This window comes from Klebsiella grimontii, from assembly GCF_042137965.1.
In the GTDB taxonomy this organism is placed as follows: Bacteria; Pseudomonadota; Gammaproteobacteria; order Enterobacterales; family Enterobacteriaceae; genus Klebsiella; species Klebsiella grimontii.
On record NZ_CP169721.1, the window covers coordinates 255,444 to 281,012 of the forward strand.

General features: G+C 58.6%; 18 protein-coding genes. 9 read left to right on the forward strand and 9 right to left on the reverse strand.

Annotated features, from left to right (window positions below; translation table 11 throughout):
• From bcsZ to ACE3MN_RS01205, 5 genes are all read left to right on the forward strand, one after another.
• Complete coding sequence (gene bcsZ, locus ACE3MN_RS01185; protein WP_024359772.1) at positions 1–1,110, forward strand: cellulose synthase complex periplasmic endoglucanase BcsZ; 1,110 nt, start codon at positions 1–3, stop codon at positions 1,108–1,110.
• Positions 1,092–4,577 carry a cellulose synthase complex outer membrane protein BcsC gene (bcsC, locus tag ACE3MN_RS01190; protein ID WP_375364236.1) on the forward strand — a complete coding sequence of 1,162 codons (3,486 nt, stop codon included), beginning with the start codon at positions 1,092–1,094 and terminating at the stop codon, positions 4,575–4,577. Before bcsZ ends, bcsC begins: the two co-directional genes overlap by 19 nt.
• 436 nt (positions 4,578–5,013) lie before the next feature.
• Positions 5,014–7,020 (forward strand): biofilm formation regulator HmsP, encoded by a 2,007-nt coding sequence (gene hmsP / locus ACE3MN_RS01195; RefSeq protein ID WP_049090205.1) that lies wholly within the window; start codon positions 5,014–5,016, stop codon positions 7,018–7,020.
• Between the two features lie 154 nt (positions 7,021–7,174).
• The gene (locus ACE3MN_RS01200; RefSeq protein WP_004126321.1) at positions 7,175–8,461 is read left to right on the forward strand and encodes a dicarboxylate/amino acid:cation symporter; all 1,287 of its coding nucleotides are present in this window, start codon (positions 7,175–7,177) and stop codon (positions 8,459–8,461) included.
• Positions 8,462–8,682: 221 nt separating this feature from the next.
• Entirely contained in the window at positions 8,683–10,188 is a 1,506-nt protein-coding gene (locus ACE3MN_RS01205) for a pitrilysin family protein (RefSeq protein ID WP_098066182.1), read from the forward strand.
• Positions 10,189–10,374: 186 nt separating this feature from the next.
• Here ACE3MN_RS01205 and ACE3MN_RS01210 read toward each other — a convergent pair whose 3' ends face one another.
• The gene (locus tag ACE3MN_RS01210) at positions 10,375–11,310 is read right to left on the reverse strand and encodes a sugar kinase (RefSeq protein WP_004134245.1); all 936 of its coding nucleotides are present in this window, start codon (positions 11,308–11,310) and stop codon (positions 10,375–10,377) included.
• Between the two features lie 195 nt (positions 11,311–11,505).
• Here ACE3MN_RS01210 and ACE3MN_RS01215 point away from each other — a divergent pair, with 195 nt between their 5' ends.
• Positions 11,506–13,557, forward strand: coding sequence for an AsmA family protein (locus tag ACE3MN_RS01215; RefSeq protein ID WP_154975480.1), 2,052 nt, complete (start codon positions 11,506–11,508; stop codon positions 13,555–13,557).
• 49 nt (positions 13,558–13,606) lie between these two features.
• On the opposite strand, the gene ACE3MN_RS01220 is transcribed toward ACE3MN_RS01215, so the two are convergent.
• The 3 genes from ACE3MN_RS01220 to ACE3MN_RS01230 form a co-directional block, all read right to left on the reverse strand.
• Positions 13,607–14,929, reverse strand: a complete 1,323-nt coding sequence (locus ACE3MN_RS01220) for an MFS transporter (RefSeq protein WP_004134247.1) — start codon at positions 14,927–14,929, stop codon at positions 13,607–13,609.
• Between the two features lie 270 nt (positions 14,930–15,199).
• Positions 15,200–16,231 (reverse strand): inner membrane protein YhjD, encoded by a 1,032-nt coding sequence (gene yhjD / locus ACE3MN_RS01225; RefSeq protein ID WP_004134249.1) that lies wholly within the window; start codon positions 16,229–16,231, stop codon positions 15,200–15,202.
• A gap of 250 nt (positions 16,232–16,481) precedes the next feature.
• The gene (locus ACE3MN_RS01230; protein ID WP_064343303.1) at positions 16,482–17,381 is read right to left on the reverse strand and encodes a LysR family transcriptional regulator; all 900 of its coding nucleotides are present in this window, start codon (positions 17,379–17,381) and stop codon (positions 16,482–16,484) included.
• A 119-nt stretch (positions 17,382–17,500) separates the two neighbouring features.
• On the opposite strand from ACE3MN_RS01230, the gene ACE3MN_RS01235 reads away from it, so the two are divergent.
• Together ACE3MN_RS01235 and ACE3MN_RS01240 are read left to right on the forward strand one after the other, a co-directional pair.
• A complete protein-coding gene (locus ACE3MN_RS01235) occupies positions 17,501–18,259 on the forward strand; it encodes an SDR family NAD(P)-dependent oxidoreductase (RefSeq protein ID WP_024359778.1) in 759 nt (252 codons plus the stop codon).
• 359 nt (positions 18,260–18,618) lie between these two features.
• Positions 18,619–19,227, forward strand: coding sequence for a DNA-binding response regulator (locus ACE3MN_RS01240; protein WP_024359779.1), 609 nt, complete (start codon positions 18,619–18,621; stop codon positions 19,225–19,227).
• On the opposite strand, the gene ACE3MN_RS01245 is transcribed toward ACE3MN_RS01240, so the two are convergent.
• The 4 genes from ACE3MN_RS01245 to ACE3MN_RS01260 form a co-directional block, all read right to left on the reverse strand.
• Positions 19,224–19,652 (reverse strand): lysozyme, encoded by a 429-nt coding sequence (locus tag ACE3MN_RS01245; RefSeq protein ID WP_024359780.1) that lies wholly within the window; start codon positions 19,650–19,652, stop codon positions 19,224–19,226. The two genes, ACE3MN_RS01240 and ACE3MN_RS01245, sit on opposite strands and share 4 nt — an antisense overlap.
• A 75-nt stretch (positions 19,653–19,727) precedes the next feature.
• Complete coding sequence (locus ACE3MN_RS01250) at positions 19,728–20,255, reverse strand: GNAT family N-acetyltransferase (RefSeq protein WP_189095100.1); 528 nt, start codon at positions 20,253–20,255, stop codon at positions 19,728–19,730.
• 68 nt (positions 20,256–20,323) lie between these two features.
• Positions 20,324–21,976, reverse strand: coding sequence for an alpha,alpha-trehalase (locus ACE3MN_RS01255; protein WP_004134262.1), 1,653 nt, complete (start codon positions 21,974–21,976; stop codon positions 20,324–20,326).
• 266 nt (positions 21,977–22,242) lie between these two features.
• Positions 22,243–23,391 carry an iron-containing alcohol dehydrogenase gene (locus ACE3MN_RS01260; RefSeq protein WP_224232922.1) on the reverse strand — a complete coding sequence of 383 codons (1,149 nt, stop codon included), beginning with the start codon at positions 23,389–23,391 and terminating at the stop codon, positions 22,243–22,245.
• A gap of 121 nt (positions 23,392–23,512) precedes the next feature.
• Between ACE3MN_RS01260 and ACE3MN_RS01265 the strand changes: the two genes are divergently transcribed.
• Positions 23,513–24,136 carry a glutathione S-transferase family protein gene (locus ACE3MN_RS01265; protein WP_189095102.1) on the forward strand — a complete coding sequence of 208 codons (624 nt, stop codon included), beginning with the start codon at positions 23,513–23,515 and terminating at the stop codon, positions 24,134–24,136.
• A gap of 51 nt (positions 24,137–24,187) precedes the next feature.
• Here the strand turns inward: ACE3MN_RS01265 and gorA are convergent, their stop codons facing one another.
• On the reverse strand, positions 24,188–25,540 hold the full coding sequence (gene gorA / locus ACE3MN_RS01270) for a glutathione-disulfide reductase (RefSeq protein WP_024359784.1): 1,353 nt from the start codon (positions 25,538–25,540) through the stop codon (positions 24,188–24,190).
• Positions 25,541–25,569: the final 29 nt, after the last annotated feature.

Sequence of the window (25,569 nt, forward strand, 5' to 3'; positions counted from 1 at the left end):
ATGATGAACGCGGTACGTAGTGTGGTGTTATCGGTATTGATGCTGGCGGCGGCGCAGGTGAGCGCCGCCTGCCAGTGGCCGGCCTGGGAGCAGTTTAAAAAAGAGTACGTCAGCGCCGAAGGTCGGGTTATCGATCCCAGCGATGCGCGAAAAATCACCACCTCGGAAGGGCAAAGCTACGGGCTGTTCTTTGCTCTGGCGGCTAACGATCGCGACGGTTTCCGCAAGCTGTTCGAGTGGACGCAAAACAACCTTGCCGAGGGCGACCTGCGCGCGCACCTGCCGGGCTGGCTGTGGGGGAAAAAGAGCGATGACCAGTGGACGGTGCTGGACAGCAACTCCGCCTCGGACTCCGACCTGTGGATAGCCTGGGCGCTGCTGGAAGCCGGACGTCTGTGGCAAACGCCTCACTATACGGAAGTCGGTAAAGCGCTGCTGGCGCGCATTGCCGCCGAAGAAGTGGCCACGGTGCCGGGGCTGGGGCCGCTGGTGCTGCCGGGAAAAGTCGGCTTTGTCGATGACGGCGGCTGGCGTTTTAATCCCAGCTACCTACCGCCGCAGCTGGCAACCTATTTTGCCGCGTTTGGCGCGCCCTGGCCGAAAATACGCGACAACAATCTGCGCCTGCTGCTGGAGACCGCGCCAAAAGGCTTCTCGCCTGACTGGGTGCGCTACCAGAAAGGGAAAGGCTGGCAGCTGAAAGCGGATAAACCGATTATCGGCAGCTATGACGCCATCCGCGTCTATCTGTGGACCGGTATGCTCGATGACGGCGATAAGCAAAAAGCCCCCCTGCTGGCGCGCTTTAAACCGATGGCGGCTCAGACGGTTTCACAGGGCGTGCCGCCGGAAAAAACCAACATCGCGACCGGTAAAACCACCGGCAATGGCCCGGTCGGCTTCTCCGCGGCGTTACTGCCGTTCTTGCAGAAGGAAGATGCCCGCGCCATTCAGCGCCAGCGCGTCGCCGATGACTATCCCGGGGCGGATGCATACTACAGCGCGGTCCTGACCCTTTTCGGCCAGGGATGGGATCAACACCGTTTTCGTTTCACCGCCGGCGGTGAATTACGGCCTGACTGGAACCAGGAATGCACAAGTTCTCACTAAGCTTATTCACTCTCTCCCTGGGCGTCGCGCTGATGCCGCTGGCGCATGCCGCGACTACCCCTGTTCAGGAGCATCTACTGGAGCAGGTCCGCCTCGGCGAGGCCAGCAAACGTGAGGATTTGGTGCGCCAGTCGCTCTACCGCCTGGAATTGATCGACCCCAATAACCCGGACGTTGTCGCCGCGCGGATGCGTTATCTTCTCCGCCAGGGCGATACCGCCGGCGCGAAGCAGCAGCTGGAGCGTCTGGCGAAGCTGGCGCCGGAATCGCCTGAGCTGAAAGCCTCGCGCGACGAGATGAAAAGCAGCACCGGCGATGGTCGCCAGGAGCTGCAGCAGGCGCGCCTGCTGGGCGTGGCCGGGAAGGTTGATGAGGCCATCGTCGCTTACGAGAAGCTGTTTAACGGCGTTCCTGATGATGATGATGCGGCGATTGAGTACTGGACGCTGGTGGCGCGGCTGCCCGCCCGTCATAACGAAGGCATCAATCAGCTGAAAAAACTTAACGCCCGCTTGCCGGGCAACGTCTCGCTGCAAACGGCGCTGGCGAAACAGATGTTTGGCGATAATAAGCCGGAAGAGGGATTTGCTTATCTGGAGCAGATGTCGCGCTCGGCGGCGGGCCGCGGTATCGCGGCGGATATCTGGTTTAACGAAGTGAAAAGCATGCCGGTCAGCCGGGCCAGCGTGCAGGCGCTGCAGCGCTTTCTCATGCAGTTTCCCACCGGTTCCACCTCGGCGAATGCCCGCGTCCTGCTCGCTCAGCAGCAGACGCAGCTAAAAGACCCGACGTTCCGCGATCGCGCGGAGGGGCTGGCGGCGGTGAAGGCCGGGAAAGGTTCGGTGGCCGTGGCCGATTTGCAGCAGGCCGTACGGGCGGATGCCAAAGACAGCGACGCGGTTGGCGCATTAGGGCAGGCGTACTCTCAGCGCGGCGATCGGGCGCGGGCGGTCGCCCAGTTGAGTAAAGCCATCAAAATGGACCCGGATAGCCCGAGCCGCGATAAGTGGGACAGCCTGCTCAAGACTAACCGCTACTGGCTGCTGATTAAGCAGGGCGATAGCGCCCTGAAAAGCGGCCGGCTGGCGCAGGCGCAAAATCATTACGCCCAGGCGCAGCGTATAGACAATACCGATAGCTATGCGGTGCTGGGGCTGGGCGACGTGGCGGCGGCGCGTAAAGAAAATGCGGCGGCGGAGCGTTACTACCAGCGCGCGCTGCGTATGGATCGCGGCAACAGCCTGGCGGTGCGCGGTCTGGCGAATCTGTATCGCGGCGAATCGCCGGAAAAAGCCAGCGCGTATATCGCCAGCCTGTCGCCGGGCCAGCGGCGCAGCATTGATGATATTGAACGCAGCCTGACCAACGATCGCCTGGAGAAACAGGCCGAAGCGCTGGAGAGCCAGGGCAACTGGGCGCAGGCGGCGGAAGTGCAGCGCAGACGGCTGGCGCTGGACCCGGATAGCGTGTGGATCGCCTACCGCCTGTCGCGGGATCTGGTCAGCGCGGGCAGCCGCAGCGAAGCCGATGCGATCATGCGCGCGATGGTCAACCGCCAGCCCGGCGATGCCGACCGGGTTTACGCCTACGGCCTCTATTTATCCGGGAATAATCAGGATGAGAGGGCGCTGGCGCAGATTAACGCCCTGCCGCGCGGGCAGTGGACGGACAATATCCGCGAGCTGGAGGCGCGCCTGCAAAGCGATAACGTATTGCGTCAGGCAAACCAGCTGCGCGACGACGGCCAGGAAGACCGGGCCATCGCGCTGATTCAACAGCAGCCGGCGTCGGTGCGCTACGCGCTGACGCTGGCGGACTGGGCGCAGCAGCGCGGCGACAGCCAGACGGCGATTGCTCAATATCAGCGGGTGCTGGGCCAGCAGCCGGATAACGGCGATGCGCGTCTGGGCCTGGCGGAAGTGTATCTTGCCGATGGCGATAAAAACGCCGCCCGCGCCCAGGTGGCGCAGCTCAAGGGCGAAGACATCGATTCTATCAATATGCAGCGGCGTATCGCCCAGGCGCAGGCCGGGTTGGGCGATCGCGCTCAGGCGCAGCAAACCTTCGCCCGCATCGTGCCGCAGGCGAAAGCGCAGCCGCCGTCAATGGAAAGCGCGCTGGTGCTGCGCGACGCCGCGCGTTTTCAGGCGCAGAACGACGAGCCGCAGCAGGCGCTGGAAGGCTATAAAGATGCAATGGTGGCCTCCGGCGTTGCCCGCGAGCGCCCGCAGGATAACGACACCTTTACGCGGCTGACGCGTAACGATAGCAGCGATGACTGGCTGAAACGCGGGATCCGCAGCGACGCCGCCGATCTTTATCGTCAGCAGGATCTTAATGTCACCCTCGAACATGATTACTGGGGCTCCAGCGGTACCGGCGGCTATTCCGACCTGAAAGCGCATACCACCATGCTGCACGTGGACGCGCCGCTGGCCGACGGGCGCATGTTCTTCCGTACCGATCTGGTGAATATGGACGCCGGGAGCTTTTCGACGAAGAGCGACGGCAGCTATTCGCCGAGCTGGGGTACCTGCGGCGAAATCGCCTGTACCGGCGGCAGCAAACACCAGAGCGATAGCGGCGCCAGCGTCGCGGTGGGCTGGAAGAACGAGACCTGGAGCGGCGATATCGGCACTACGCCGATGGGCTTTAACGTCGTTGATGTGGTGGGCGGCCTGAGCTATAGCAGCGACGTTGGCCCGGTGGGCTACACCGTTAATCTCCACCGACGCCCCATCTCCAGCTCGCTGCTGGCCTTTGGCGGGCAGAAAGATAATCCTAACGACGGCCATACCGGCAAGACCTGGGGCGGAGTGCGCGCCGACGGCGGCGGTGTGAGTCTGAGCTACGATAAAGGCGAAGCCAACGGCGTCTGGTCTTCGCTGGGCGTCGACCAGTTGACCGGGAAAAACGTCGCCGACAACTGGCGCGTGCGCTGGATGACCGGCTACTACTATAAAGTGGTTAATGAAGATAACCGCCGGGTCACCGTCGGCCTGAACAATATGCTCTGGCACTATGATAAAGACCTGAGCGGCTATACCCTGGGTCAGGGCGGTTACTACAGTCCGCAGGAATATGTCTCCTTCTCGGTGCCGGTCACCTGGCGTCAGCGGACGGAGAACTGGTCATGGGAGCTGGGAGGCTCGGTGTCGTGGTCCCATTCGCGCACCAAAACCGAGGCGCGCTATCCGCTGCTCAATTTGCTTCCCTCGCAGTATCGCCATGATGCCAGCCAGCTTACGGAAGAGGGCAGCAGCAGTTCCGGCGTCGGCTATACCGCGCGGGCGCTGATTGAGCGACGGGTCACCAGCAACTGGTTTGTCGGGGCGGCGGTGGATATTCAGCAGGCGAAGGATTACACCCCGAGCCACGCGCTGCTGTACGTCCGCTATTCAGCTTCCGGCTGGCAGGGCGATATGGATATGCCACCGCAGCCGTTGGTGCCTTACGCCGACTGGTAGCAGATTAGACTGAATTATGCGACAGGGCGCCACTCCACGGCGCTCTTCGCGTATACTCGTTGCCTTCGGTCAGGCACGCAGATTTCCCTTCCGGTGGCGCTGAAGCTGCACTGCGCGCTGCATCCCGGAGGCGGCGCGAGGGGCGCCTGTCCAGGCTACCGGCCCGATGGCGGTGGTGAACTTGTCGCCCGGACGGTTTTGTAGCCCGGGTAAGGCGTCAGCCGCCACCCGGGAATGCCCCCGGTTACGGGTCCGTGCGGTTTTGGGTTTTGTAGCCCGGACAGGCGCACCGCGCCGTCTCCGGGAAAACGTCCCGAAGGCATGGCTTTGCGCCCTCGGGCGCGGGCGAACAATTTGAGTATATAATCAGCCTGAAAATGACCGGCGTGGATGGATTTTCGTCGGATATACGTTCAGTTTCAGTGGAGAACCCCCGTTGCGCGTCAGCCGTTCACTTACAATTAAACAGATGGCGATGGTCGCGAGCGTGTCCATGGCGTTTGTACTGGTCTTCTGTTCTATTCTGCTGTTCCACTTCGTTCAGCAGAGTCGCTTTACCACGGCCACGCAGTTAGAAAGCATCGCGCGTTCCGTTCGCGAACCGCTGTCAGCGGCTATCCTGAAAGCCGATATCCCTGAGGCGGAAGCCATTCTGAGCCGTATTCAGCCCGCGGGCATTGTCAGCCGGGCGGATGTCGTGTTGCCCAACCAGTTCCAGGCGCTGCGGATGCGTTTTATTCCCGAACGCCCGGTGCCGGTGACGATCACCCGCATGTTCGAACTGCCGGTGCAGATTTCACTGCCAATTTACTCCCTTGAACGTCCGGCGAACCCGCAGCCGCTGGCCTATCTGGTGCTGCAGGCCGATTCCTACCGCATGTATAAATTCGTCATGAGCGCGCTGGCAACGTTAGTGACTGCTTACTTACTCTTGGTGCTGATTCTGACGGTGGCGATCACCTGGTGTATCAACCGCCTGATCGTCCGCCCGCTGCGTAAAATCGCCCGTGAGCTGAACGATGTCCCGCAGCATGAGCGTTTGGGCCATCAGCTCACGCTGCCGCGTTTACATCATGATGATGAAATCGGCATGCTGGTGCGTAGCTACAACCGCAATCAGCAGACGCTGCTGCGCATGCACGACGAGCTCTCTTTGCAGTCGACCCGTTTCCCGGTATCCGAGCTGCCGAACAAAGCCTTTCTGATGGCCATGCTGGAGCAAACCGTCGCCCGTCCGCAGCCGTCTGCACTGCTGATCGTCGCCTGCGAAACGCTGCAGGATACCGCTGGCGTACTTAAAGAGACGCAGCGCGAAATGCTACTGTTGACGCTCGTCGAAAAGCTGCGGGCGGTTATCCCGACGCAGATGGTGCTGGCCCAGGTGAGCGGCTACGATTTTGCGATTCTGGCCCACGGAATTACCGAACCCTGGCAGGCGGTGACGTTAAGTAAGCAAGTACTTACTGTCTTAAGCGAACGTTTACCGCTGCACGGCATCCAGCTGCGCCCCTGCGCCAGCGTCGGCATTGCGATGTTTCACGGTGAAATTAACGGCGAACAGCTCTATCGCCGGGCGTTTTCCGCCGCCGTCACCGCGCGGCGTAAAGGTAAAAATCAGATTGAGTTCTTCGATCCAGAACAGATGGAAAAAGCGCAGCGCCGCCTGATGGAAGAGCACGATATTTTAACGGCGCTTGATAATCAGCAGTTTGCCATCTGGCTGCAGCCGCAGGTGGATACCGCCAGCGGCGAGGTCTGCGGTGCAGAGGCGCTGCTGCGTCAGCGTCAGGCTGACGGGAGCTGGTCGCTGCCGGGCGATCTGATTGAGCGTATCGAAGCCTGCGGCCTGATCGTCCCGGTCGGCTACTGGGTGATGGAAGAGGCCTGCCGACAGCTTGCCGCCTGGCAAAACCAGGGGATCATGTTGCCGCTATCGGTCAACGTGTCGCAGCTACAGCTGCTGCATCACGATCGCGGCGCGGAAATGCTGGCGCTGCTCGCGCGCTATCGTATCGCGCCAGGGACGCTGATACTCGAAGTCACCGAAAGTCGTCGAATAGACGACCCGCAGGCCATGATTTCCCTGCTGCGTCCGCTACGTGAAGCGGGCGTGCGGATCGCGTTGGATGACTTTGGTATGGGCTATGCCGGCCTGCGTCAACTGCAGCATATTAAATCGCTGCCGGTGGATATCCTGAAAATCGATAAAGTCTTTATCGATATGCTACCTGATGACATCAGCATGGTGCCCGCGATTATCCAGCTGGCGCGAGGGCTGAATCTGCACATCGTCGCGGAGGGCGTCGAAACCGATGAGCAGTATCGCTGGCTGCAGGAGGCGGGCGTCGAGACGGTGCAAGGGTATCTTTTTGGCTGCGCCATGCCGCCTGAGGCTTTTATCGCTCGCTTTTTACCCGCCGCCGTAGAGGATGCAAGTTTGTAAACGTATTGTTAGCTTACGCGAGTCAGTTCAAATAAATTAACAATTACATTGCAATTTCATCACTCGTTATTTCTGAAATGTTTCATGGGTGTTATTTTTAAGCCACGGACGCAATACCCCCTCACGGTCTGTGGTTATATCCAAAGGACACCCTATGAAAATCTCTTTCTTTAAAAGCCTCTATGTCCAGGTTCTCTCGGCCATAGCGATCGGTATTCTGCTGGGCCATTTTTACCCGGAACTGGGTGCGCAGATGAAACCCCTCGGCGATGCCTTCGTTAAGCTGATTAAAATGATTATTGCCCCGGTTATCTTCTGTACCGTCGTGACGGGGATTGCCGGGATGGAGAGCATGAAGGCCGTCGGTCGCACCGGCGCGGTGGCGCTGCTCTACTTTGAAATCGTGAGTACCATTGCGCTGATCATCGGCCTGATTATCGTTAACGTGGTGCAACCCGGCGCCGGAATGAACGTTGACCCGGCGACCCTCGACGCGAAGGCCGTGGCGGTTTACGCCGAACAGGCGAAGGACCAGGGGATCGTGGCATTCTTGCTCGATATTATCCCCGGCAGCGTGATTGGCGCTTTCGCCAGCGGCAACATTCTGCAGGTGCTGATGTTTGCGGTGCTGTTTGGTTTCGCGCTGCACCGCCTCGGCAGCAAAGGCCAGCTGATTTTTAACGTTATCGAAAGCTTCTCACAGGTGATCTTCGGCATCATCAATATGATTATGCGCCTGGCGCCGATTGGCGCTTTCGGAGCCATGGCCTTTACCATCGGGAAATACGGCGTCGGTACGCTGGTGCAGCTCGGCCAGCTGATCGTCTGCTTCTACATCACCTGCATCCTGTTTGTGGTGGTGGTGCTGGGGTCAATCGCCAAAGCCACCGGCTTCAGCATCTTTAAATTTATCCGCTATATCCGCGAAGAGCTGCTGATCGTGCTGGGCACCTCTTCATCCGAGTCGGCGCTGCCGCGTATGCTCGATAAGATGGAAAAGCTGGGCTGCCGTAAGTCGGTGGTGGGGCTGGTGATCCCGACGGGGTACTCCTTTAACCTCGATGGAACCTCAATCTACCTGACGATGGCGGCGGTGTTTATCGCTCAGGCCACGAACAGCCATATGGATATTTTCCATCAGATAACCCTGCTGGTGGTGCTGTTGCTCTCCTCGAAGGGCGCGGCGGGGGTAACGGGCAGCGGCTTTATCGTCCTGGCGGCGACGATTTCCGCCGTCGGCCATTTGCCGGTCGCCGGTCTGGCGCTCATCCTCGGCATCGACCGTTTTATGTCCGAGGCGCGCGCGCTGACCAACCTGGTAGGTAACGGCGTAGCGACTATTGTGGTCGCGAAATGGGTTAAAGAGCTGGACTCACAGCAGCTCGATGATGTGCTGAATAACCGTACGCCGGTAAACAAATCGCACGAATTATCCTCATAAATCCATCTGTTAGGCCCATAGTTCCTTGCTGGACTATGGGCTCCTGCGCATAATTAGGGGTCGCTGCCGCATGCGCGGCGGTGACCCTTATGATTATTTCACGTCAACATGCGACATTTTCATCTCCGTGTGGTCTAACCGACGTACTTAACTCACCATATTTTTTCGGCGGCCCTCCCGTGGGCCGCTGTTGTAACCAGGAATGTTCATCAGGGGTTCACATGCAGGGCACAAAAATTCGACTCTTAACCGGTGGTTTGCTGATGTTGGCGACGGTCGGTTATGTGCAGGCAGAAGCGCTCCAGCCGGACCCGGCCTGGCAACAGGGGACACTGGCGAACGGGTTTCAGTGGCAGGTTCTGGCCACCCCGCAGCGTCCCAGCGATCGTATCGAAGTTCGCCTGTCCGTGAATATTGGCTCGCTGAGCGAAAGCACTCAGCAGAGCGGCTTTAGCCACTTTATCCCGCGTCTCGCGCTGACGCAAAACGGCGGCCTTCCGACCATGCAGGCCCGCTCGCTATGGCAGCAGAGTATTGACCCGAAGCGTCCTCTGCCGCCCGCCATCGTCTCTTATGACTACAGTTTGTTTAACCTGAGCCTACCGAATAACCGTAACGATCTGCTGAAAGAAGCGCTGAGCTGGCTGGCCAGCGCCAGCGGTAAAATGTCGATCACCCCGGAAGCGGTCAACCACGCGCTGCAGGGCGAAGATATGGTGGCGACCTGGCCTGCGGATACCAAAGAAGGCTGGTGGCGCTATCGGCTGAAAGGGTCCACCATGCTGGGGCACGATCCGGCGGCGCCGCTGAAGCAGCCGGTGGATATTGCCCAGCTAAAAGACTATTACCACAAGTGGTACACGCCGGATGCCATGACCCTGATTGTGGTCGGCAACGTGGACAGCCGCAGCGTCGCGGAGCAAATCAACAAAACGTTCGGCGGCCTGAAGGGCAAGCGCGAAACGCCGGTGGCGGTTCCTACGCTGTCGCCGTTGCCGACGACGCCGGTCAGCATCATGACCGATGCGGTGCGCCAGGATAAGCTGTCGCTGATGTGGGATGCGCCGTGGCAGCCGATCCGCGACTCGGTAGCGCTACAGCGCTACTGGCGTGACGATCTGGCCCGGGAAGCGCTGTTCTGGCACGTACAGCAGAATCTGAGCAAAAGTAATATTAAGGATATCGGCCTGGGCTTTGACTGCCGCGTCCTCTATCAGCGCGCCCAGTGCGCGATCAATATCGAATCGCCGGGCGAGCGCCTGAACGCCAACTTAACCACCGTAGCGCGCGAGCTGGCGAAAGTACGCGATAACGGCCTGCCGCAGGAAGAGTTTGATGCCCTGATCGCGCAGAAAAACCTCGAGCTACAGAAGCTGTTCGCCACCTATGCGCGCACCGATACCTGGATCCTGATTAGCCAGCGGATGCGTTCGTTGCAAAATCAGGTGGTGGATATCGCGCCCGAGCAGTATCAGAAGCTGCGCCAGGAGTTTCTCAATTCGCTGACGGTCGACATGCTGAACCAGTATCTGCGGCAGCAGCTGTCGCAGGATATGGCGCTGGTATTGCAGCAGCCGCAGGGCGAGCCGGAATACAACATGAAGGATCTGCAGGCGACGTGGGAAAAGCTGATGGCGCCAGCGCCGGTGGCCGCAGCGACGTCCAGCAGCACCAGTGACGTTGCGCAAGGGCGTAACGAAGCGACGGATATTCCGCCCGTACAGTAAAGCAAAACCGGATAGCGTGGCTATCCGGTGATTTAATGGCAAATCTGTTTTACGTATTGCTCGGGGTTGGCCCGGTGATTTTCCCGGCGGCGGCGCTGGCGCGCTTTGTCCGGGTTAATGCCAGCGCCAGACAGTAGCCTGGCTAAGCGCAGCGCGAGCCGGGAAGCAGCAGCGCCGATTCTTCTGCTACCGTGACTGCGGCATCGCTTCACGCGGGATAATCGCGCCGCGATACTGGATCACCGTGCTGGCGGTCAGGTGCCCGCGTTTGGCCGCCGACTCAGCATCGCCGCCGGTCAGGCGCACGGCCAGGTAGCCAGCGCTGAAGGAATCGCCCGCCGCGGTGGTATCAACCACTTTCTCTTTCGGCAGCTTAACGGCCGGGACGTCCAGCTGCGGCTGTCCGGCAATCGCCACCAGGCAGGAGTCGGCGCCGCGCTTAACCACCACTTCTTCCACGCCGGCGGCGTGGGTGCGGGCAATCACTTCCGCCACAGGCTTCTCGCCCCACAGCGCGTCTTCGTCATCGAGGGTCAGGAAGGCGATATCGGTGCAGCTCAGCATCTGCTGATAAACCTGCTGCGTCTCCTCTTTGCTGCTCCACAGGCGCGGGCGATAGTTGTTATCAAAGATAACTTTGCCGCCGTTCGCCCGGCACTCGCGCAGCAGGGTCAGCAGCTTCTCGCGGCTGGTTGGGTTAAGGATCGCCAGGCTGATGCCGCTGAGATACAGATAATCAAAGGTCGCCAGCTCTTCACAGATGGCCGCGGACTGCTCGCTCTCCAGCCAGAACTTCGCCGCGGCTTCATTACGCCAGTAGTAAAAGGTGCGCTCGCCGGTATCGTCGGTTTCGATGTAGTAGAGGCCCGGTAGCCGGTCGGCCATGCGCTGAATCAGGTCAGTCTGGACATTCTCGCTCTGCCAGGATTCAAGCATTTGCTGGCTGAAGGTGTCCGTTCCCAGGGCGGTTACGTAGTGCACGCCCAGCGCGCTGGCGTCGGTCTGACGCGCAATGTAGACGGAAGTGTTTAAGGTATCGCCGCCAAAGCCGCGATTTACCGCCGCGCCTTTCTCTGACAGCTCAATCATGCATTCGCCGATGACGGCAATTTTCTTAGACATAGTGATGACCTGAAATTAAATCAATATTAACCCTAGTGTGCGCTGGGCCGCTTTTATGGTCAATGATATTAAAACAACGTTCCATTATTTTTTTGACCTGGCGCGGATTATGTGACGAAAACCTCATTCGGCGGAGCAACTGGCGTTTCTCAACTATATTCAGGACTGGCGATACGCAAAAGGAGTGCAGAAGGGATGAGCAGAACCCGAAAAACCGTTGCTATTATTCTTGGAACGATAGTCATACTGATCGTTTTGTTTTTTATCGTGCTGGCGACCTTTGACTGGAACCGCCTGAAGCCGACGATTAATCAGAAAGTGTCGGCCGAGCTGAACCGCCCGTTCGCGATTCGCGGCGATCTGGGCGTCGTCTGGGAACGCCAGCCCGGCGAAAGCGGCTGGCGAAGCTGGATCCCCTGGCCGCACGTTCACGCCGAAGATATCGTCCTCGGCAACCCGCCTGATATCCCACAGGTCACGATGGTGCACCTGCCGCGCGTTGAGGCGACGCTCGCCCCGCTGGCGCTGCTCAGCAAAACGGTCTACCTGCCGTGGATAAAGCTTGAACAGCCCGACGCGCGACTGATTCGACTGTCGGAGAAGACCAACAACTGGACCTTCGACCTGGCCTCGGCGGGGGCGTCTGAGAAAGATGCGCCGCCTTCCAGCTGGTCTTTCCGTCTCGACAATATTCTTTTTGACCGCGGCAAGATTGCTATCGACGACAAGGTGTCGCGCGCAGACCTGACGATTGTGGTTGACCCGCTCGGTAAGCCGCTGGCGTTTAGTGAAGTGACCGGTGAAAAGGGGAAAGGGCAGTCGCAGAAAGTGGGCGATTACGTCTTCGGCCTGCAGGCGAAAGGCAGCTACAACGGACAGCCGCTCGCCGGTAACGGAAAAATCGGCGGTATGCTGGCGCTGCGCAGCGAAGGTACGCCGTTCCCGCTGCAGGGGGATTTTCGTTCCGGCACTACCCGGGTCGCTTTTATCGGCACGGTCAGCGACCCGCTTAACCTCGGCGGCGTCGATCTACGGTTGAAGTTTTCCGGCGATTCGCTGGGCGATCTCTACGACCTGACCGGCGTGCTGCTGCCGGATACGCCGGCGTTTTCGACCGACGGGCATCTACGGGCCACCTTCAAGGATAAGGCCGGTTCACGCTTCGCCTATCAGGATTTTAATGGCCGTATCGGCGAGAGCGATATCCACGGTTCGCTGACCTACACCACCGGCAAACCCCGGCCTAAGCTGGAGGGCGATCTCGAGTCCAGGCAGCTAAGGCTGGCGGATCTGGGGCCGCTAATCGGCGTCGACTCCGGCGGCAAAGGGAGCAAAACCGAACAGCGTAAAGGCGAGTCTTCTCCGCAGCCAGCCGGAAAAGTGTTGCCGTATGACCGCTTTGAAACCGACAAGTGGCAAGTGATGGATGCCGATGTGCGCTTTAAAGGGCGGCGCATTGAGCACGGCGGCACGCTGCCCATCAGCGACCTCTCCACCCACGTGATCCTCGAACGGGGCGACCTGCGCCTGCAGCCGCTGCGTCTGGGGCTGGCCAACGGCACCATTGCCGGCAGCATTCATCTGGAGGGGGATAAAAAACCGCTGCAGGGGACGGCGAACCTGCAGGCGCGCCGCCTGAAACTGAAAGCGCTGATGCCAAACGTGGAGATGATGCAGAAAACCCTCGGCGAAATGAACGGCGATGTGCAGCTTCGCGGTACCGGCAACTCCGTCGCCGCGCTGCTGGGCAACAGTAACGGTAACCTGAAGCTGCTGATGAACGACGGGCTAATCAGCCGCAACCTGATGGAAATCCTCGGTCTGAACGTCGGTAACTATATCATCGGGCAGATCTTTGGCGACGATGAGGTGCGGGTAAACTGCGCGGCGGCCAATATCGACGTGGTCAACGGCGTCGCCCGGCCGCAGGTGTTCGCGTTTGATACCGAAAACGCGCTGATCAACGTCACCGGGACCGCCAGCTTTGCATCGGAGCAGCTGGACCTCACTATCGATCCGGAGAGTAAGGGCTTTCGTATTATCACCCTGCGTTCCCCGCTGTACGTTCGCGGCAGCTTTAAGTCGCCGAACGCGGGCGTGAAGGCGGGTCCGCTGATTGCGCGCGGCGCGGTAGCGGCAGCGCTGGCGACGCTGGTGACGCCAGCCGCCGCGCTGCTGGCGCTGATCTCACCCGCCGAAGGCGAGGCGAATCAGTGCCGGACCATACTGTCGCAGATGAAAAAATAGTCGGAAAGGAGACTCCCCTGGCCGGATGGTCAGGGGAGCGAGCGGAGAATTACAGCGACTGGTGGCGCGTTTCGTGGGTCAGCAGCAGCGCGATCATCGTCAGCGCCGCCATGGCGGCCAGATAGAGTCCGACCGCAGGCAGACCGTAGTTGCCCTGCAGCCAGGCGGCGATATACGGCGCCACGGACGCCCCGAGGATCGACGAGACGTTGTAGGAGAACGATGCGCCGGTATAGCGAACTTCCGTCGGGAACAGCTCCGGCAGCAGCGCGCCCATTGGGCCAAACGTCAGCCCCATCAGGCTCAGGCCAATCAGCAGGAAGGCAAAGACCAGCAGCGGGTTGCCGGAACCAAGCAGCGGTTTAAAGGCAAACAGCGCGAAGAGGATGATCAGGGTAGTGATCACCACCATGCTCTTACGACGACCAAACGCATCCGCCAGCAGGCCGGCAACCGGCACCATCACGCCAAAACCGATAACCGCCATCATCAGCATCCACAGCACTTCGTTACGCGGCAAACCGAGGCCAATCGGCGCGGCGGCGGTACTGAAGGTCATGGAGTAGACGGTCATGATGTAAAACAGCGTGTAGGTCGCCAGCATGATAAAGGTGCCGAGCACCGTCACGCGGACGTGTTTGGTCAGCAGCGTGCCCAGCGGGATTTTGACCTGTTTCTTCGCGGCGGCAACCTTAGCGAATACCGGCGATTCGTGCAGCGAAACGCGGACGTACAGGCCGATAATCACCAGCACGGCGGAGAAGATAAACGGCATACGCCAGCCCCACTCCATAAACTGCTGGTCGGTCAGCAGCCAGGAGAGCAGCAGGAAGGTGCCGTTAGCGAAGAAGAAGCCAATCGGCGCGCCCAGCTGCGGGAAAGAGCCGTACAGCGCGCGCTTGCGCGGCGGAGCGTTTTCCGTCGCCAGCAGCGCCGCGCCGCCCCATTCGCCGCCAAGGCCGAGCCCCTGGCCAAAGCGCGCCAGCGCCAGCAGCACCGGTGCCATAATGCCAATGGTTTCATAGCCGGGCAGCAGGCCGATAACCACGGTAGAGATCCCCATCGTCAGCAGCGAGGCCACCAGAGTCGTTTTACGGCCTACGCGGTCGCCGAAGTGGCCAAATACCGCGGAGCCGATAGGGCGGGCGATAAAGGCGATAGCGAAGGTGGCCAGCGATTGTAGCGTCGCGGCGGCGGGATCGCCCTGCGGGAAGAAAATATGTGGAAATACAATAACTGCCGCGGTGGCGTAGATATAGAAGTCGAAGAACTCGATGGCGGTGCCAATGAGTGAGGCGACGACGACTTTATTGCGTGAGTTAACCGGAACGGTGTCCTGCGCGTTGTCGAGTGTGGTGGCTGTGGCTTGCATAGATCTTTCTTATTTTTTGCGAACGAAAGGCCATATAGCCACAGCCTTGGGGACATTTCAATCTGTAACAAGGGGCGGGGGAGGTTAAAAAATAGGCAAAAAGTGAATAATTTCTGTGCCAGAAAAATAACTTCTATGAAATGCTTCACATAATTCAAATAATGGTCAATAAAACCAGGTTCAGGTTAAATAAAAGTTACATGTTGGATTTATATGCTGAAATGCCAGGTTGGGCTGAATTTTGCGTCTTTTATTCAGCCCAATAATGATTCAGTCGTGGGCTTTACCCGGCATCCGGCGGTCGTCTTTATATTCGGCGGTGGCAATCCATGCGGCGCAGAACAGCGTCAGGCGGGCAAAGAAATAGAAGAAGGCCATTATCCCTAACACCGAGCCGAACGCCGCCCCGGAGGGGGATTTCACCAGCGCCGGCAGCGTCCAGGTCATGATGATTTTGATTATCTCAAAGCCGACGGCCGCAATCAGAGTGCCGCGAATCAGCGCCTTGCGGCGAGGGCGGTGGCGCGGGAGCCGCCAGAAAATCCAGAAAAACAGCAGATAGTTAGCGAAGATGGAAATCGCCAGGCCAATCAGCCGCCACGCCGGTTTCAGCCACTCAATGTAATCAAGGTAAAGCGCCGAGATAATCATCTGCTGGGCCGAGCCGGCGATGGAGGTGATCGACAAGGTAATGACCAGCGCCACCAGCAGGCCGATCAGCGAGATAAAGTCGCGGAAATATTTGACCCAGATTTTCTCCTGATCCTGCGGCGTGCGCTCCCAGACGTCGCGCGACTGGGCGCGGATGGCCTCACGCAGGTTGCCCATCCAGTTAATGCCGGAGTAGAGCGCCACCAGCAGGCCGACGATACCGACGGCGGTACGCTGCTGTACGGCGGTATTGATGGTATTTTTCAGCGTTGCCGCCAGCGTCGGGTCGCTAACGTTCAGCAGGATTTTATCGAAGATGTCCTGTAGCAGCGTGGGATGCGAGGCGAGAACAAAACCGGCGGCCGCAAAAGAGACCATCAGAATTGGGATCATCGATAAAAACGAGAAGTAGGTGATTGCCGCGCCAAACTGATTACCCAGCCTGTCGTTAAAGCGCTCCGCGGCGCGGATGATATGGGCGACCATATGGTTACGCTGAACTTTTTCCGCCGTTCCGGTGACGCTTTTCAGCGCCTGGTTGGCTTTTTTCGCCACGGTAGAGTCGTTTATCGCAGCCATCGCGCTTTTGTTTTTATCCGGCTGCTGGCCCGGATCCTCGGTTGGGCGTTGAGCGTCGTTTTCCGGCGTCATAAATCATTTCTTCCTTTTTTACAGCGGTATTCATCAAAATTATATACGTAAAATCGCGGATAAGGCGTACCGGGGCCATCGGGTCTATGAATCCGAGAGCGGTTGAAGCGCGCTCTTCTGCCATTGTCCAGGCCTGCGGGAAGTTGATAATGCAATGATATAGTTGATTTTTTATTCTTATTCAGGCCTCATCCGCCATCCGGCAGAAAATATCGGCACCCTCTCAAATACGGATTTTTCATCATGCGGACTAATCAACGTAGTTTTTCATCAGCCCGCCGAGCCACTCCATAAACAGATGTACCCGCCGCGAGAGATTACGCCGGTGCGGGTAAATGAGCGACACCGGCAGCGGTTCGGCGCGGTAGTGGGGAAGAATTTCGATCAGTTCGCCGGTGCGCAGCATTTCGCGAACGCCTATCCGTGGAACCTGAATAATCCCCAGTCCGGCCAGACACGACGCCTGATAGGTCTCGGTACTATTGACCGTAAGCACGCCGCCCGCTTTAACCCAGCGAACCGCGCCATCGCTGACCACTTCAAATCCGAGCGGACGAACGCCCAGATTGCTGGCGTAGTGGATCAGCGCATGATCCGCGAGATCGTCCAGCGACTGCGGATAGCCAAAGCGCGTCAGGTACTGCGGACTGGCGCAGTTAATTTGCGTGAGCTTGCCTAGCGGCCGCGCGATCAGCCCGGAATCTTTCAGCGTACCGACGCGCACCACGCAGTCAAAGCCCTCGCGGACCACGTCGACTAACCGATCGCTGCTGCTGAGCTCCAGTTCGATGCCCGGATACTGCTGCAAAAACGCCGGCAGCTGCGGAATGACCAGCTTTTTCGCCACTGCGACGGGCATATCAACCCGCAGACGCCCGCTGATGCTGGAGGGGTCGAGCTGAAACATACCGTCGAGCTCCTCAAGATTGCTCAGCAGGTCTCTGGCGCGTTCGTAGTAGACCATGCCGTCCTGGGTCAGCTGCACCCGGCGGGTCGTGCGGTGCAGCAGGCGAGCGCCAAGGTGGCTCTCGAGCGCCTGAATCTGGCGCGATACGCTCCCTTTCGGCAGGCCAAGGGTGTCGGCGGCGCGGGAAAAACTTTCCAGCTCCGCTACCCTAATGAACAGCTGCATTGCGTGAATTTTATCCATCCCGGCGGCCTATTGTTGTTCTTCGGGAAACAGTAAAACGTAATTTGCCATATTTATTGTTTTTATAGCAGCTAATAAGCTCTTTAACTCTGCAAATGCAACCGAGAAGGGGTTTTCTGATGACACAACGTATCGCTTTAGTCACCGGCGGCAGCCGTGGATTGGGAAAAAACGCCGCATTGAAGCTGGCTGCGAAGGGAACTGATATTATTCTGACCTGGCGCAGCAACCAGCAGGCTGCGCTGGACGTGGTGGCTGAAATTGAGCGAACGGGCGTGAAAGCCGCGGCATTACCGTTAAACGTCGGTGATGTCGGCAGTTTCGACGCTTTTGCTCAGCAGGTGGCGGAGGTGCTGCAGGAGCGCTGGAAACGGGATACCTTCGACTATTTATTGAACAATGCCGGAATCGGTCTGAATATTCCTTTTGCTGAAACCAGCGAAGCGCAGTTTGATGAATTAATGAACATCCAGTTTAAGGGGCCGTTCTTCCTCACCCAACGCCTGCTGCCGTTATTGCAAGACGGGGGACGGATCCTCAATGTTTCCAGCGGGCTGGCGCGTTTTGCTCTACCGGGCTACGCGGCCTATGCCTCAATGAAAGGGGCGATGGAGGTGCTGACGCGCTATCAGGCGAAGGAGCTGGGGGCACGCGGAATTTCGGTCAATATCATCGCGCCTGGCGCGATTGAAACCGATTTTGGCGGCGGCGTCGTAAGGGATAACGCTCAGGTGAATCAGCATATTGCCGCGCAAACGGCGCTGGGAAGAGTAGGGCTTCCGGATGATATTGGCGATGCCATCGCCGCGCTACTGAGCGATGACCTGCGCTGGATGAACGCCCAGCGCGTAGAAGTGTCAGGCGGGATGTTTTTGTGATCGAGCGCCCCGCCATCGATGATGGCGGGGCAACGCGCATTTCATGCGTTTTCTTACTCCGTAACATACGTTCCTGATTTTGCCATCGCCTGCGTTTCCGGGTTCGTTTAAAATAGAAAAATTAATATTGTGTTTATTCTTTTCTTGCCCGGTAATTAAGGATTTCCTTAATTTAAGTGTAATAATTATTGTGAATGAGTAATGGTATCAACAAGGCCTGTAACTATTCATTGTTATGATATTTAGTTAATTCTCTCTATCGGTAAAATGCCCCGGGCCAAACAGCGAGCGCTTATTTTACTTGCTGATATTCCACTCCCCCTGATTAAATCGGGCATTTCTTTGATGGAGATAAATCCATGCAGGTAATCATGTTTGACAGGCAGTCGATATTTATTCATGGCATGAAAATTGGCCTTCAGCAATACATTCCCGAAATTGATCTTTTTGGCACCTGTCAGCCTGAACAGCTCTGGCAGATGCTGACGGCGCACCCTGACGCGCTGCTCATTCTGGATGGTGATATGCACAGCGAGTTTTGTTGTTGGTTGTTGCAGGAAAAACAGCTTCGCTTCCCGCAATCTCAGGTACTGCTGACTGTTTCTGACAATAATAAGAGCTGGCTACAGCGCGCGCTGCCTTACAATGTGCGGGGCATCGTGCAACGCGAGGAAGGTTTGCAAACTTTCGCTCAGGCGATCAACAGCGTCCTGCTGGGACTGCTCCGTCTACCGGGCGATTGGCTAATGACGGCGGAAGCGCGGGATAATAAATGGGTTCATTTAAGCCAGCGCCAGCGTGAGGTTTTACAGCTGCTGGCCGCCGGTGATTCAAATAAAGAGATTAGCCGTACGTTAAATATTAGCGTCGGCACGGTAAAGGCCCATCTTGAGTCGCTCTATCGCCGGCTTAACGTGAAGAATCGTACCCAGGCGGCGATGATTTTTAATAGCATTAGCGAAACTTAATCGGTGCAGGCTTTGAATCGTGCGCACTCTTCGCGCCGCTGTTCGCGGCCGCTGCGAATATTTCCCCATGCGTTCAACGCTTCAGCGAACCGCTGATGGTTAAGATGGGTCAAAACAATATTAAGCGCCGGAGACGCAGCCCCGCAGCTAAAGGCTAAAGAGACCAGCGCATCATATTGCGCTTGATTAAGCGTAACCCGCAGGCTGCGCTTAAGCTCGCGCTGGCATTGCAGTAGATCCACAGTAAGTAAGGTCTCCGCGACCTCGCGCGTGAAGTGGCTGAACGTTTCATAGTCGTTGAGAACATGGCCGTAGCCAATCACGCGCAGGCCGCTTTCGTCCCGATAGGGGACGAGCGCTAATCCCTGGGCGCGCTTAATAAACTCAAGGCCCTGCAGGCTTAGCGGCGGTATCGTTGGTGACATTTATTGCCTTCCTCTGTTGTCGGCCTGCAGTGTAGAGGAAAAGCCCGTCGCCCCCTATTCGCCAGATGGCCCAGGCTAGTTGTAATCGCGGCGCAGCAGGCCAAAAAGCCAATCGTTGTGCCAGCGACCGTTGAGCCAGTAGCATTCGCGTAGCTCGCCTTCCTGGTGAAAACCCACCTTCTGGAGCAGATTTTTGGATGCCAGGTTGCCCGCGGTGACGGTTGCCGTAAGCCGCCGGATACCGCCCGTGGAGAAGGCGTAATCGCATAGCGCGCGCAGAGATTCATAGCCGTAACCCTTGCCCTGTGCATGGGGAGCGAACAGAAAACCCGCTTCAGCGCTGTCGGGGGTATGGTGATGATAACCGGTGAGGCCAAGGGGGGCGTGGGTATAGCGGTCGCGCACCACCAGGCACAGCCAGTGGGGCGCCCCCGGCGACCACGCGGGAAGCCGCGAATCAAAAGCGTCGCGAATTTCCGCTACCGGGCGAGGATCCGCGACGTAGAGCATGACCTGGGGGTCTTGCTGTAGGCTGAGAAAAAAGGGCCAGTCGTCAAGCTGCAGCGGCGAGCAGCGCAGGCGTGGGGTAACCAGTTCGGGCATGGCAAGAGTTCCGGCGAAAGTCGATGCCATGAACATAGCAGGACATCGACCCCGGGAATAGCGCGCTTTTACAACGGCTCGCCGTACAGGCCGATAAGCCGGCGCACCACGCCGTTGGTCCAGCCGAAGCCGTCCTGGAGGGGATATTCACCCCCTCCGCCTTCGTGGGGCGTGGCGCTGGCGATATGGTACTTTTCAATCAGCTTGTAGTGCTGTTTATAGTAATGATTCACCGTTTGCAGCCAGCTCTGCGCTATCTCATCGCCGAGCGGATCCTGGCCGTACATTTTAAAACCCTGTACCGCCATCCACTGCAGCGGCGCCCAGCCGTTGGGTTTATCCCACTGTTCGCCGCTTTCATATTCGGTCGCCATAATACCGCCCGGAGTGAGCAGGCGGGCGCGTACCGCGTCGGCGAGCCTGTCGGCCTGTTCATGGGTCGCCATGCCGACGTAGAGCGCGACGATGCTGGCGGCGGAAAACAGCGCCAGCTGCTCGCGGCGCCAGTCGTAATCGCGAAAACAGCCGCTCTCGTCATCCCACAGATAGCGGGTCACCGCCGCCCGGCGGTCGCTGGCCTTCTGGCGAAACGCGGCCTCTGTTTCCCGATCGCCCTTGAGGCCGGAGAGGTTGGCGATGGTGTTCTCCAGCTTGAACAGGAAGGCGTTCAAATCGATGGGGATAAACTGGGTGGTACGGATGCTCGCCAGCCGGGTGATATCGCGCAGCCAGCGGCTGGAGTAATCCCAGCCGGATTCCGCTCCGGCGCGCAGGTCGCGATAGACCTCGTTCGGCGGGCGGCCGGAGTGTTTTGCCGTTTCGACATCTTCCCGCCATGACTCATCACGCGGCGTATCGCGATCGTCCCAGTAGCGGTTTAGCAGCGAGCCGTCCGGCATACGCACCACGTGGCGGTAGGCCTGATTGGGGATCAGCGATTCCGCGCCGTCCATCCAGAAGCTGTACTCCATCTGCAGATGGTCAAGGTACCGTTTAGCGCCGCGGACGCCATCTTCTTCAAACAGTTCAACCATCAATGCAAAGACCGGGGGCTGCGAGCGGCTGAGATAATAAGTGCGGTTGCCGTTGGGAATATGGCCGTAGATTTCAATCATCCACGCGAAGTTGTCGGCCATGCACTTCAGCAGATCTTCGCGGCCGCTTTCCGCCAGCCCGAGCATGGTGAAGTAGGAATCCCAGTAGTAGGTTTCGCTAAAACGGCCGCCGGGAACGATATATGACTGCGGCAGCGCCAGCAGCGACGACCAGGGAATATGATCCTGCGGCTCGCGGGTCAGCACGGGCCACAGGTTATCAATATGCTCTTTTAACGATCGATTAGGATCGGAGACGTAATCCTCGGCGCGGCTATCCGGCAGCCAAAAGTGATCTTCAACGAACTGGCGGAGATCGAATCCGGGAGTGCGCCTTACGCGACGGTAGTGAATCAAAATATCCAGCGGGTCCTGCTTCGGCGCGCAGTCAGGGAAGGTTTTGCTATCGGCGAAAATGCGTGACTTCTGGACGTGAGCGAACAGTTCCAGATAGCGATCGGCAGGGGTCAGGGCATCCGAGGCGGGCAGCCCTTCAATGATCTCCGGTTCGGGTTCGGCGTCGAACATTTCATCCAGCTTTAACTCATACGGATCGGCTTCGTAGCACGGATCGTTTTCGATCCTGAGCTCATCGTCATCAACGTTGCGTAATTTCTGGCTGAACATAGTGGTACGGACCTCCGGATTGCGTCAGTAGAGGATGCCGGGCGCGCCCGACCTGTCTATTAAGCTTAGACATTCGCAGCGGGAAACGAAAAGAGAAGTGTGCGGTAGATCACGCTTTGTTCTACGCCTTCAGCTCGAGGTTTCTGCTTTAACTATTTGACCTGGCGCATTAAAACCATTTTAACCGCTTCGTATTGCGCCAAAAAATTCGGAGATTTCGTTTTGCAACAAAATCTAAATTTCCGGGCGCTTTAGCAATAAAGCCATTACTCCCACGCGGCTTCCAGCATCTCCAGCAGCTGCTCGCTGGTCAGCATGACCGGGTTAGCCTTCATCGATGATGAACTGCTGGCGGCGAGGGCCGCGGGTTCCAGCGCTTCGCGGGGGACGCCGAGCTCGCGCAGGTTGCCCAGCCCGGCGCGCTGGCTCCACTCGCGCAGGCTCTCCCAGGCGTTGTTCGGGTCGACGTCCAGCCCCGCCGCCAGCCACTGGCGTACGTCGGCAAAGCGCTGGCGGATTTTTTCGTCGCTAACCTGGGTTTCATTGAGCGCCAGGCCGAAGGGAAGCAGGCTGCCGCAAAGCGCGCCGTGGGCGGCGTTGCTCAGACCGCCTAAGGGGCCTGCCAGACCGTGAATCACGCCGAGGCCGGCGTTGGCTAACGCCAGTCCGCCGCACAGGCTGACCCATGCCATCTCATCGCGGCTATCCGGGCACTCTTTTACCATCAGCGTTCTGAGCGCTTTGATGCCGCGCGGGATCGCCTCCCGGCAGAGCGCGTCGGTAAACGGATTGGCGCGGGCGCACAGCCACGGCTCAATCACCTGGGTGATGGCGTCGAGACCGGAGGCTAAGGTCACCGCGCGCGGCGCGTTGTCGGTGAGCGACGGGTCGATAATCGCCAGATCCGGCAGCATGCGGTCATCGCGCAGGCTGACTTTACGCTGCTGTTCAGGGACGTTGATCACCGCGTTCTTTGTGACTTCCGCCCCGGTACCGGCCGTGGTGGGAATGGCGACGAACGGCAGCGGATTGGCCTCTAACAGGCGTCCGGTGCCCACCACTTCCAGATATTCAATCGCGGGTCCCTGAGCGGGCACCAGCGCCGCAATGGCTTTGCCCGCATCAATGACCGCGCCGCCGCCGAGGCTGACCACCGCCCCGACGCCTTTTTCCCGCGCCAGACGAACGCCCCGTTCAATGTCCTGCAGGCTGGGTTCATGGGCGATAGAGAGCGTAGTGACGTGCAGCTGGCGCGCGTGGAGTTCGCTTAACAAAAACTCTGCGCGCGTCAGGCTGGCGCCGTGAACCAGCAGTATCTGTGCGGAGCGTCCGGCGAGCCATGGCGCGGCGCTACGAGCAAGGCCGCGCCCAAAGCGGATATTGCCCGGCGTTAAAACGTTAAAAGAGGTCAGCATGTCGGATAACCTGTTCTGGAGAAAAATCCTGCAATCCACTATACACATTATCCGGGTGTACATGCGTCGCCGATGCAGTATTGTGAAACAACCATCTCTTTTGATTGAGGAATTGCTGACAATGCTAAAAATACTGGGCAAACGCTCATCAATTAACGTGCGTAAAGCGCTGTGGACCTGCGAGGAAGCGGGACTTGAGTATCAGCAGGAGGATTACGGCAGCGGGTTTCAGTCCATCGAGACGCCTGAGTTTCGCGCCCTTAACCCGAACAGTCTGGTACCCGTGCTGCTGGATGACGACTTTGTGCTGTGGGAGTCGAACAGCATCTGCCGCTACCTGGCGCGCAAAGCCGGGCGGGAAGATCTGCTCCCCACGGCACCGCGGGCTGCCGCCGAGGTTGAGCACTGGATGGACTGGCAGGCAACGGAATTTAACACGGCCTGGCGCTACGCCTTTATGGGGCTGGTGCGCAAGGACCCGCGCTTCCAGGACCCGGCGGCTATCAAAGAGAGTATCGCCGCCTGGACCCGCTGCGTGCAGATCGTCAATACGCAGCTGCAGCAAACCGGGACATGGGTCGCCGGTAGCGAGTTTACGCTGGCGGATATTGTCCTTGGCCTGTCGGTGCATCGCTGGAAAATGACGCCGTTCGCCCATCCTGAAATGGCGGAAGTGGAGCGCTGGTATATGGCGCTGAATCAGCGGCCGGCGTTTAAGCGCCACGGCAATAATGGCGTGGCGTAGAGATAAAAAAAGAAGCTCCTGAGAGCTTCTTTTTCATGCGTGGTGCGCGTCTTAGCGCATGGTCACAAACTCTTCCGCCGCGGTTGGGTGGATAGCCACGGTATTGTCGAAGTCTTTCTTGGTTGCGCCCATTTTCAGCGCCACCGCGAAGCCCTGCAGCATCTCATCCATCCCGAAGCCGATACCGTGAATACCGACAATCTTCTCTTCCGGGCCGACGCAGACCAGCTTCATGCGGCACGGCTGGCGGTGTGAGGTCACGGCGGTATACATGGCGGTGAAAGAGGATTTATACACCTTCACCGCTTCATCGCCGTACTGCTCGCGCGCCTGCGGCTCGGTTAAGCCGACGGTGCCGATAGGCGGATGGCTGAACACCACGGTCGGGATGTTGCTGTAGTCCAGATGTTCGTCCGGCTTGTTGTTAAACAGACGCTCGGAGAGACGACGGCCTGCAGCGACGGCGACCGGGGTCAGCTCGACGGCGCCGGTATTATCGCCCACGGCGTAAATACCCGGAACGTTGGTGTTCTGGAATTTATCGACCACGATATAGCCTTTATCGTTGGTTTTTACCCCGGTAGCGGCGAGGTTGAAGTTATCAGTCGCCGGTTCGCGACCGATCGCCCAAATCAGGCAGTCCACGGTCTGGCTGCGGCCGTCTTCCAGTTCCAGGGTCAGGCTGCCGTCGGCATTTTTAACCACCGCTTGCGGAATGGCGTTGGTGTGCAGCTGCGGGCCTTCGGCGTTCATCACCTCAACCAGCGTTTCCACGATCAGCGGATCGAAGCTACGCAGCGGCGCGTGTTTACGCACGAACAGGTGCGTCTCCGCGCCCAGGCCGTTAATCACGCCCGCCAGCTCAACGGCGATATAGCCCGCGCCGACAACCGCAACGCGTTTCGGCAGCGCCGGCAGTTCGAAGAAACCATCGGAATCAATGCCGTATTCGACGCCGGGGATATTCGGATGGCTCGGGCGTCCGCCGGTGGCGATCAGAATATGATCGGCGGTTATCGTCTCGCCGTTCACTTCGATGGTTTTCGCATCGACAAAACGGGCGAAGCCTTTAATCACGTCGACCTTATTTTTGCCCAGCACGTTATCGTAGGAGGTGTGGATACGATCGATATAGGCGCTACGGCTGGCGACCAGTTTATCCCAGTCGAAGTGATTGATCGTGGTATCAAAACCGTAATCCGGGCCATACAGATGGATAGCTTCGCGAATCTGCGCCGCATGCCACATCACTTTCTTCGGTACGCAGCCGACGTTTACGCAGGTACCGCCCAGGTCTTTGGCTTCAATCAGCGCGCACTTCTGGCCGTACATAGCGGCACGGTTAATGGAGGCGATACCGCCGCTGCCGCCGCCAATGGCGATATAGTCATAATGCTTGCTCATGAGTCTTATCCTTAATGTCTGATTGGCGC

What these genes read in the sequence shown, in the direction of transcription:
- ACE3MN_RS01260 (WP_224232922.1), bottom strand. Translation starts at nt 23,391, where the DNA reads ATGCTGACCTCTTTTAACGTTTTAACGCCGGGCAATATCCGCTTTGGG.
- ACE3MN_RS01240 (WP_024359779.1), top strand. Translation starts at nt 18,619, where the DNA reads ATGCAGGTAATCATGTTTGACAGGCAGTCGATATTTATTCATGGCATG.
- ACE3MN_RS01200 (WP_004126321.1), top strand. Translation starts at nt 7,175, where the DNA reads ATGAAAATCTCTTTCTTTAAAAGCCTCTATGTCCAGGTTCTCTCGGCC.
- ACE3MN_RS01265 (WP_189095102.1), top strand. Translation starts at nt 23,513, where the DNA reads ATGCTAAAAATACTGGGCAAACGCTCATCAATTAACGTGCGTAAAGCG.
- ACE3MN_RS01215 (WP_154975480.1), top strand. Translation starts at nt 11,506, where the DNA reads ATGAGCAGAACCCGAAAAACCGTTGCTATTATTCTTGGAACGATAGTC.
- ACE3MN_RS01205 (WP_098066182.1), top strand. Translation starts at nt 8,683, where the DNA reads ATGCAGGGCACAAAAATTCGACTCTTAACCGGTGGTTTGCTGATGTTG.
- ACE3MN_RS01255 (WP_004134262.1), bottom strand. Translation starts at nt 21,976, where the DNA reads ATGTTCAGCCAGAAATTACGCAACGTTGATGACGATGAGCTCAGGATC.
- bcsZ (WP_024359772.1), top strand. Translation starts at nt 1, where the DNA reads ATGATGAACGCGGTACGTAGTGTGGTGTTATCGGTATTGATGCTGGCG.
- ACE3MN_RS01245 (WP_024359780.1), bottom strand. Translation starts at nt 19,652, where the DNA reads ATGTCACCAACGATACCGCCGCTAAGCCTGCAGGGCCTTGAGTTTATT.
- ACE3MN_RS01250 (WP_189095100.1), bottom strand. Translation starts at nt 20,255, where the DNA reads ATGCCCGAACTGGTTACCCCACGCCTGCGCTGCTCGCCGCTGCAGCTT.
- bcsC (WP_375364236.1), top strand. Translation starts at nt 1,092, where the DNA reads ATGCACAAGTTCTCACTAAGCTTATTCACTCTCTCCCTGGGCGTCGCG.
- ACE3MN_RS01235 (WP_024359778.1), top strand. Translation starts at nt 17,501, where the DNA reads ATGACACAACGTATCGCTTTAGTCACCGGCGGCAGCCGTGGATTGGGA.
- gorA (WP_024359784.1), bottom strand. Translation starts at nt 25,540, where the DNA reads ATGAGCAAGCATTATGACTATATCGCCATTGGCGGCGGCAGCGGCGGT.
- ACE3MN_RS01230 (WP_064343303.1), bottom strand. Translation starts at nt 17,381, where the DNA reads ATGGATAAAATTCACGCAATGCAGCTGTTCATTAGGGTAGCGGAGCTG.
- ACE3MN_RS01220 (WP_004134247.1), bottom strand. Translation starts at nt 14,929, where the DNA reads ATGCAAGCCACAGCCACCACACTCGACAACGCGCAGGACACCGTTCCG.
- yhjD (WP_004134249.1), bottom strand. Translation starts at nt 16,231, where the DNA reads ATGACGCCGGAAAACGACGCTCAACGCCCAACCGAGGATCCGGGCCAG.
- ACE3MN_RS01210 (WP_004134245.1), bottom strand. Translation starts at nt 11,310, where the DNA reads ATGTCTAAGAAAATTGCCGTCATCGGCGAATGCATGATTGAGCTGTCA.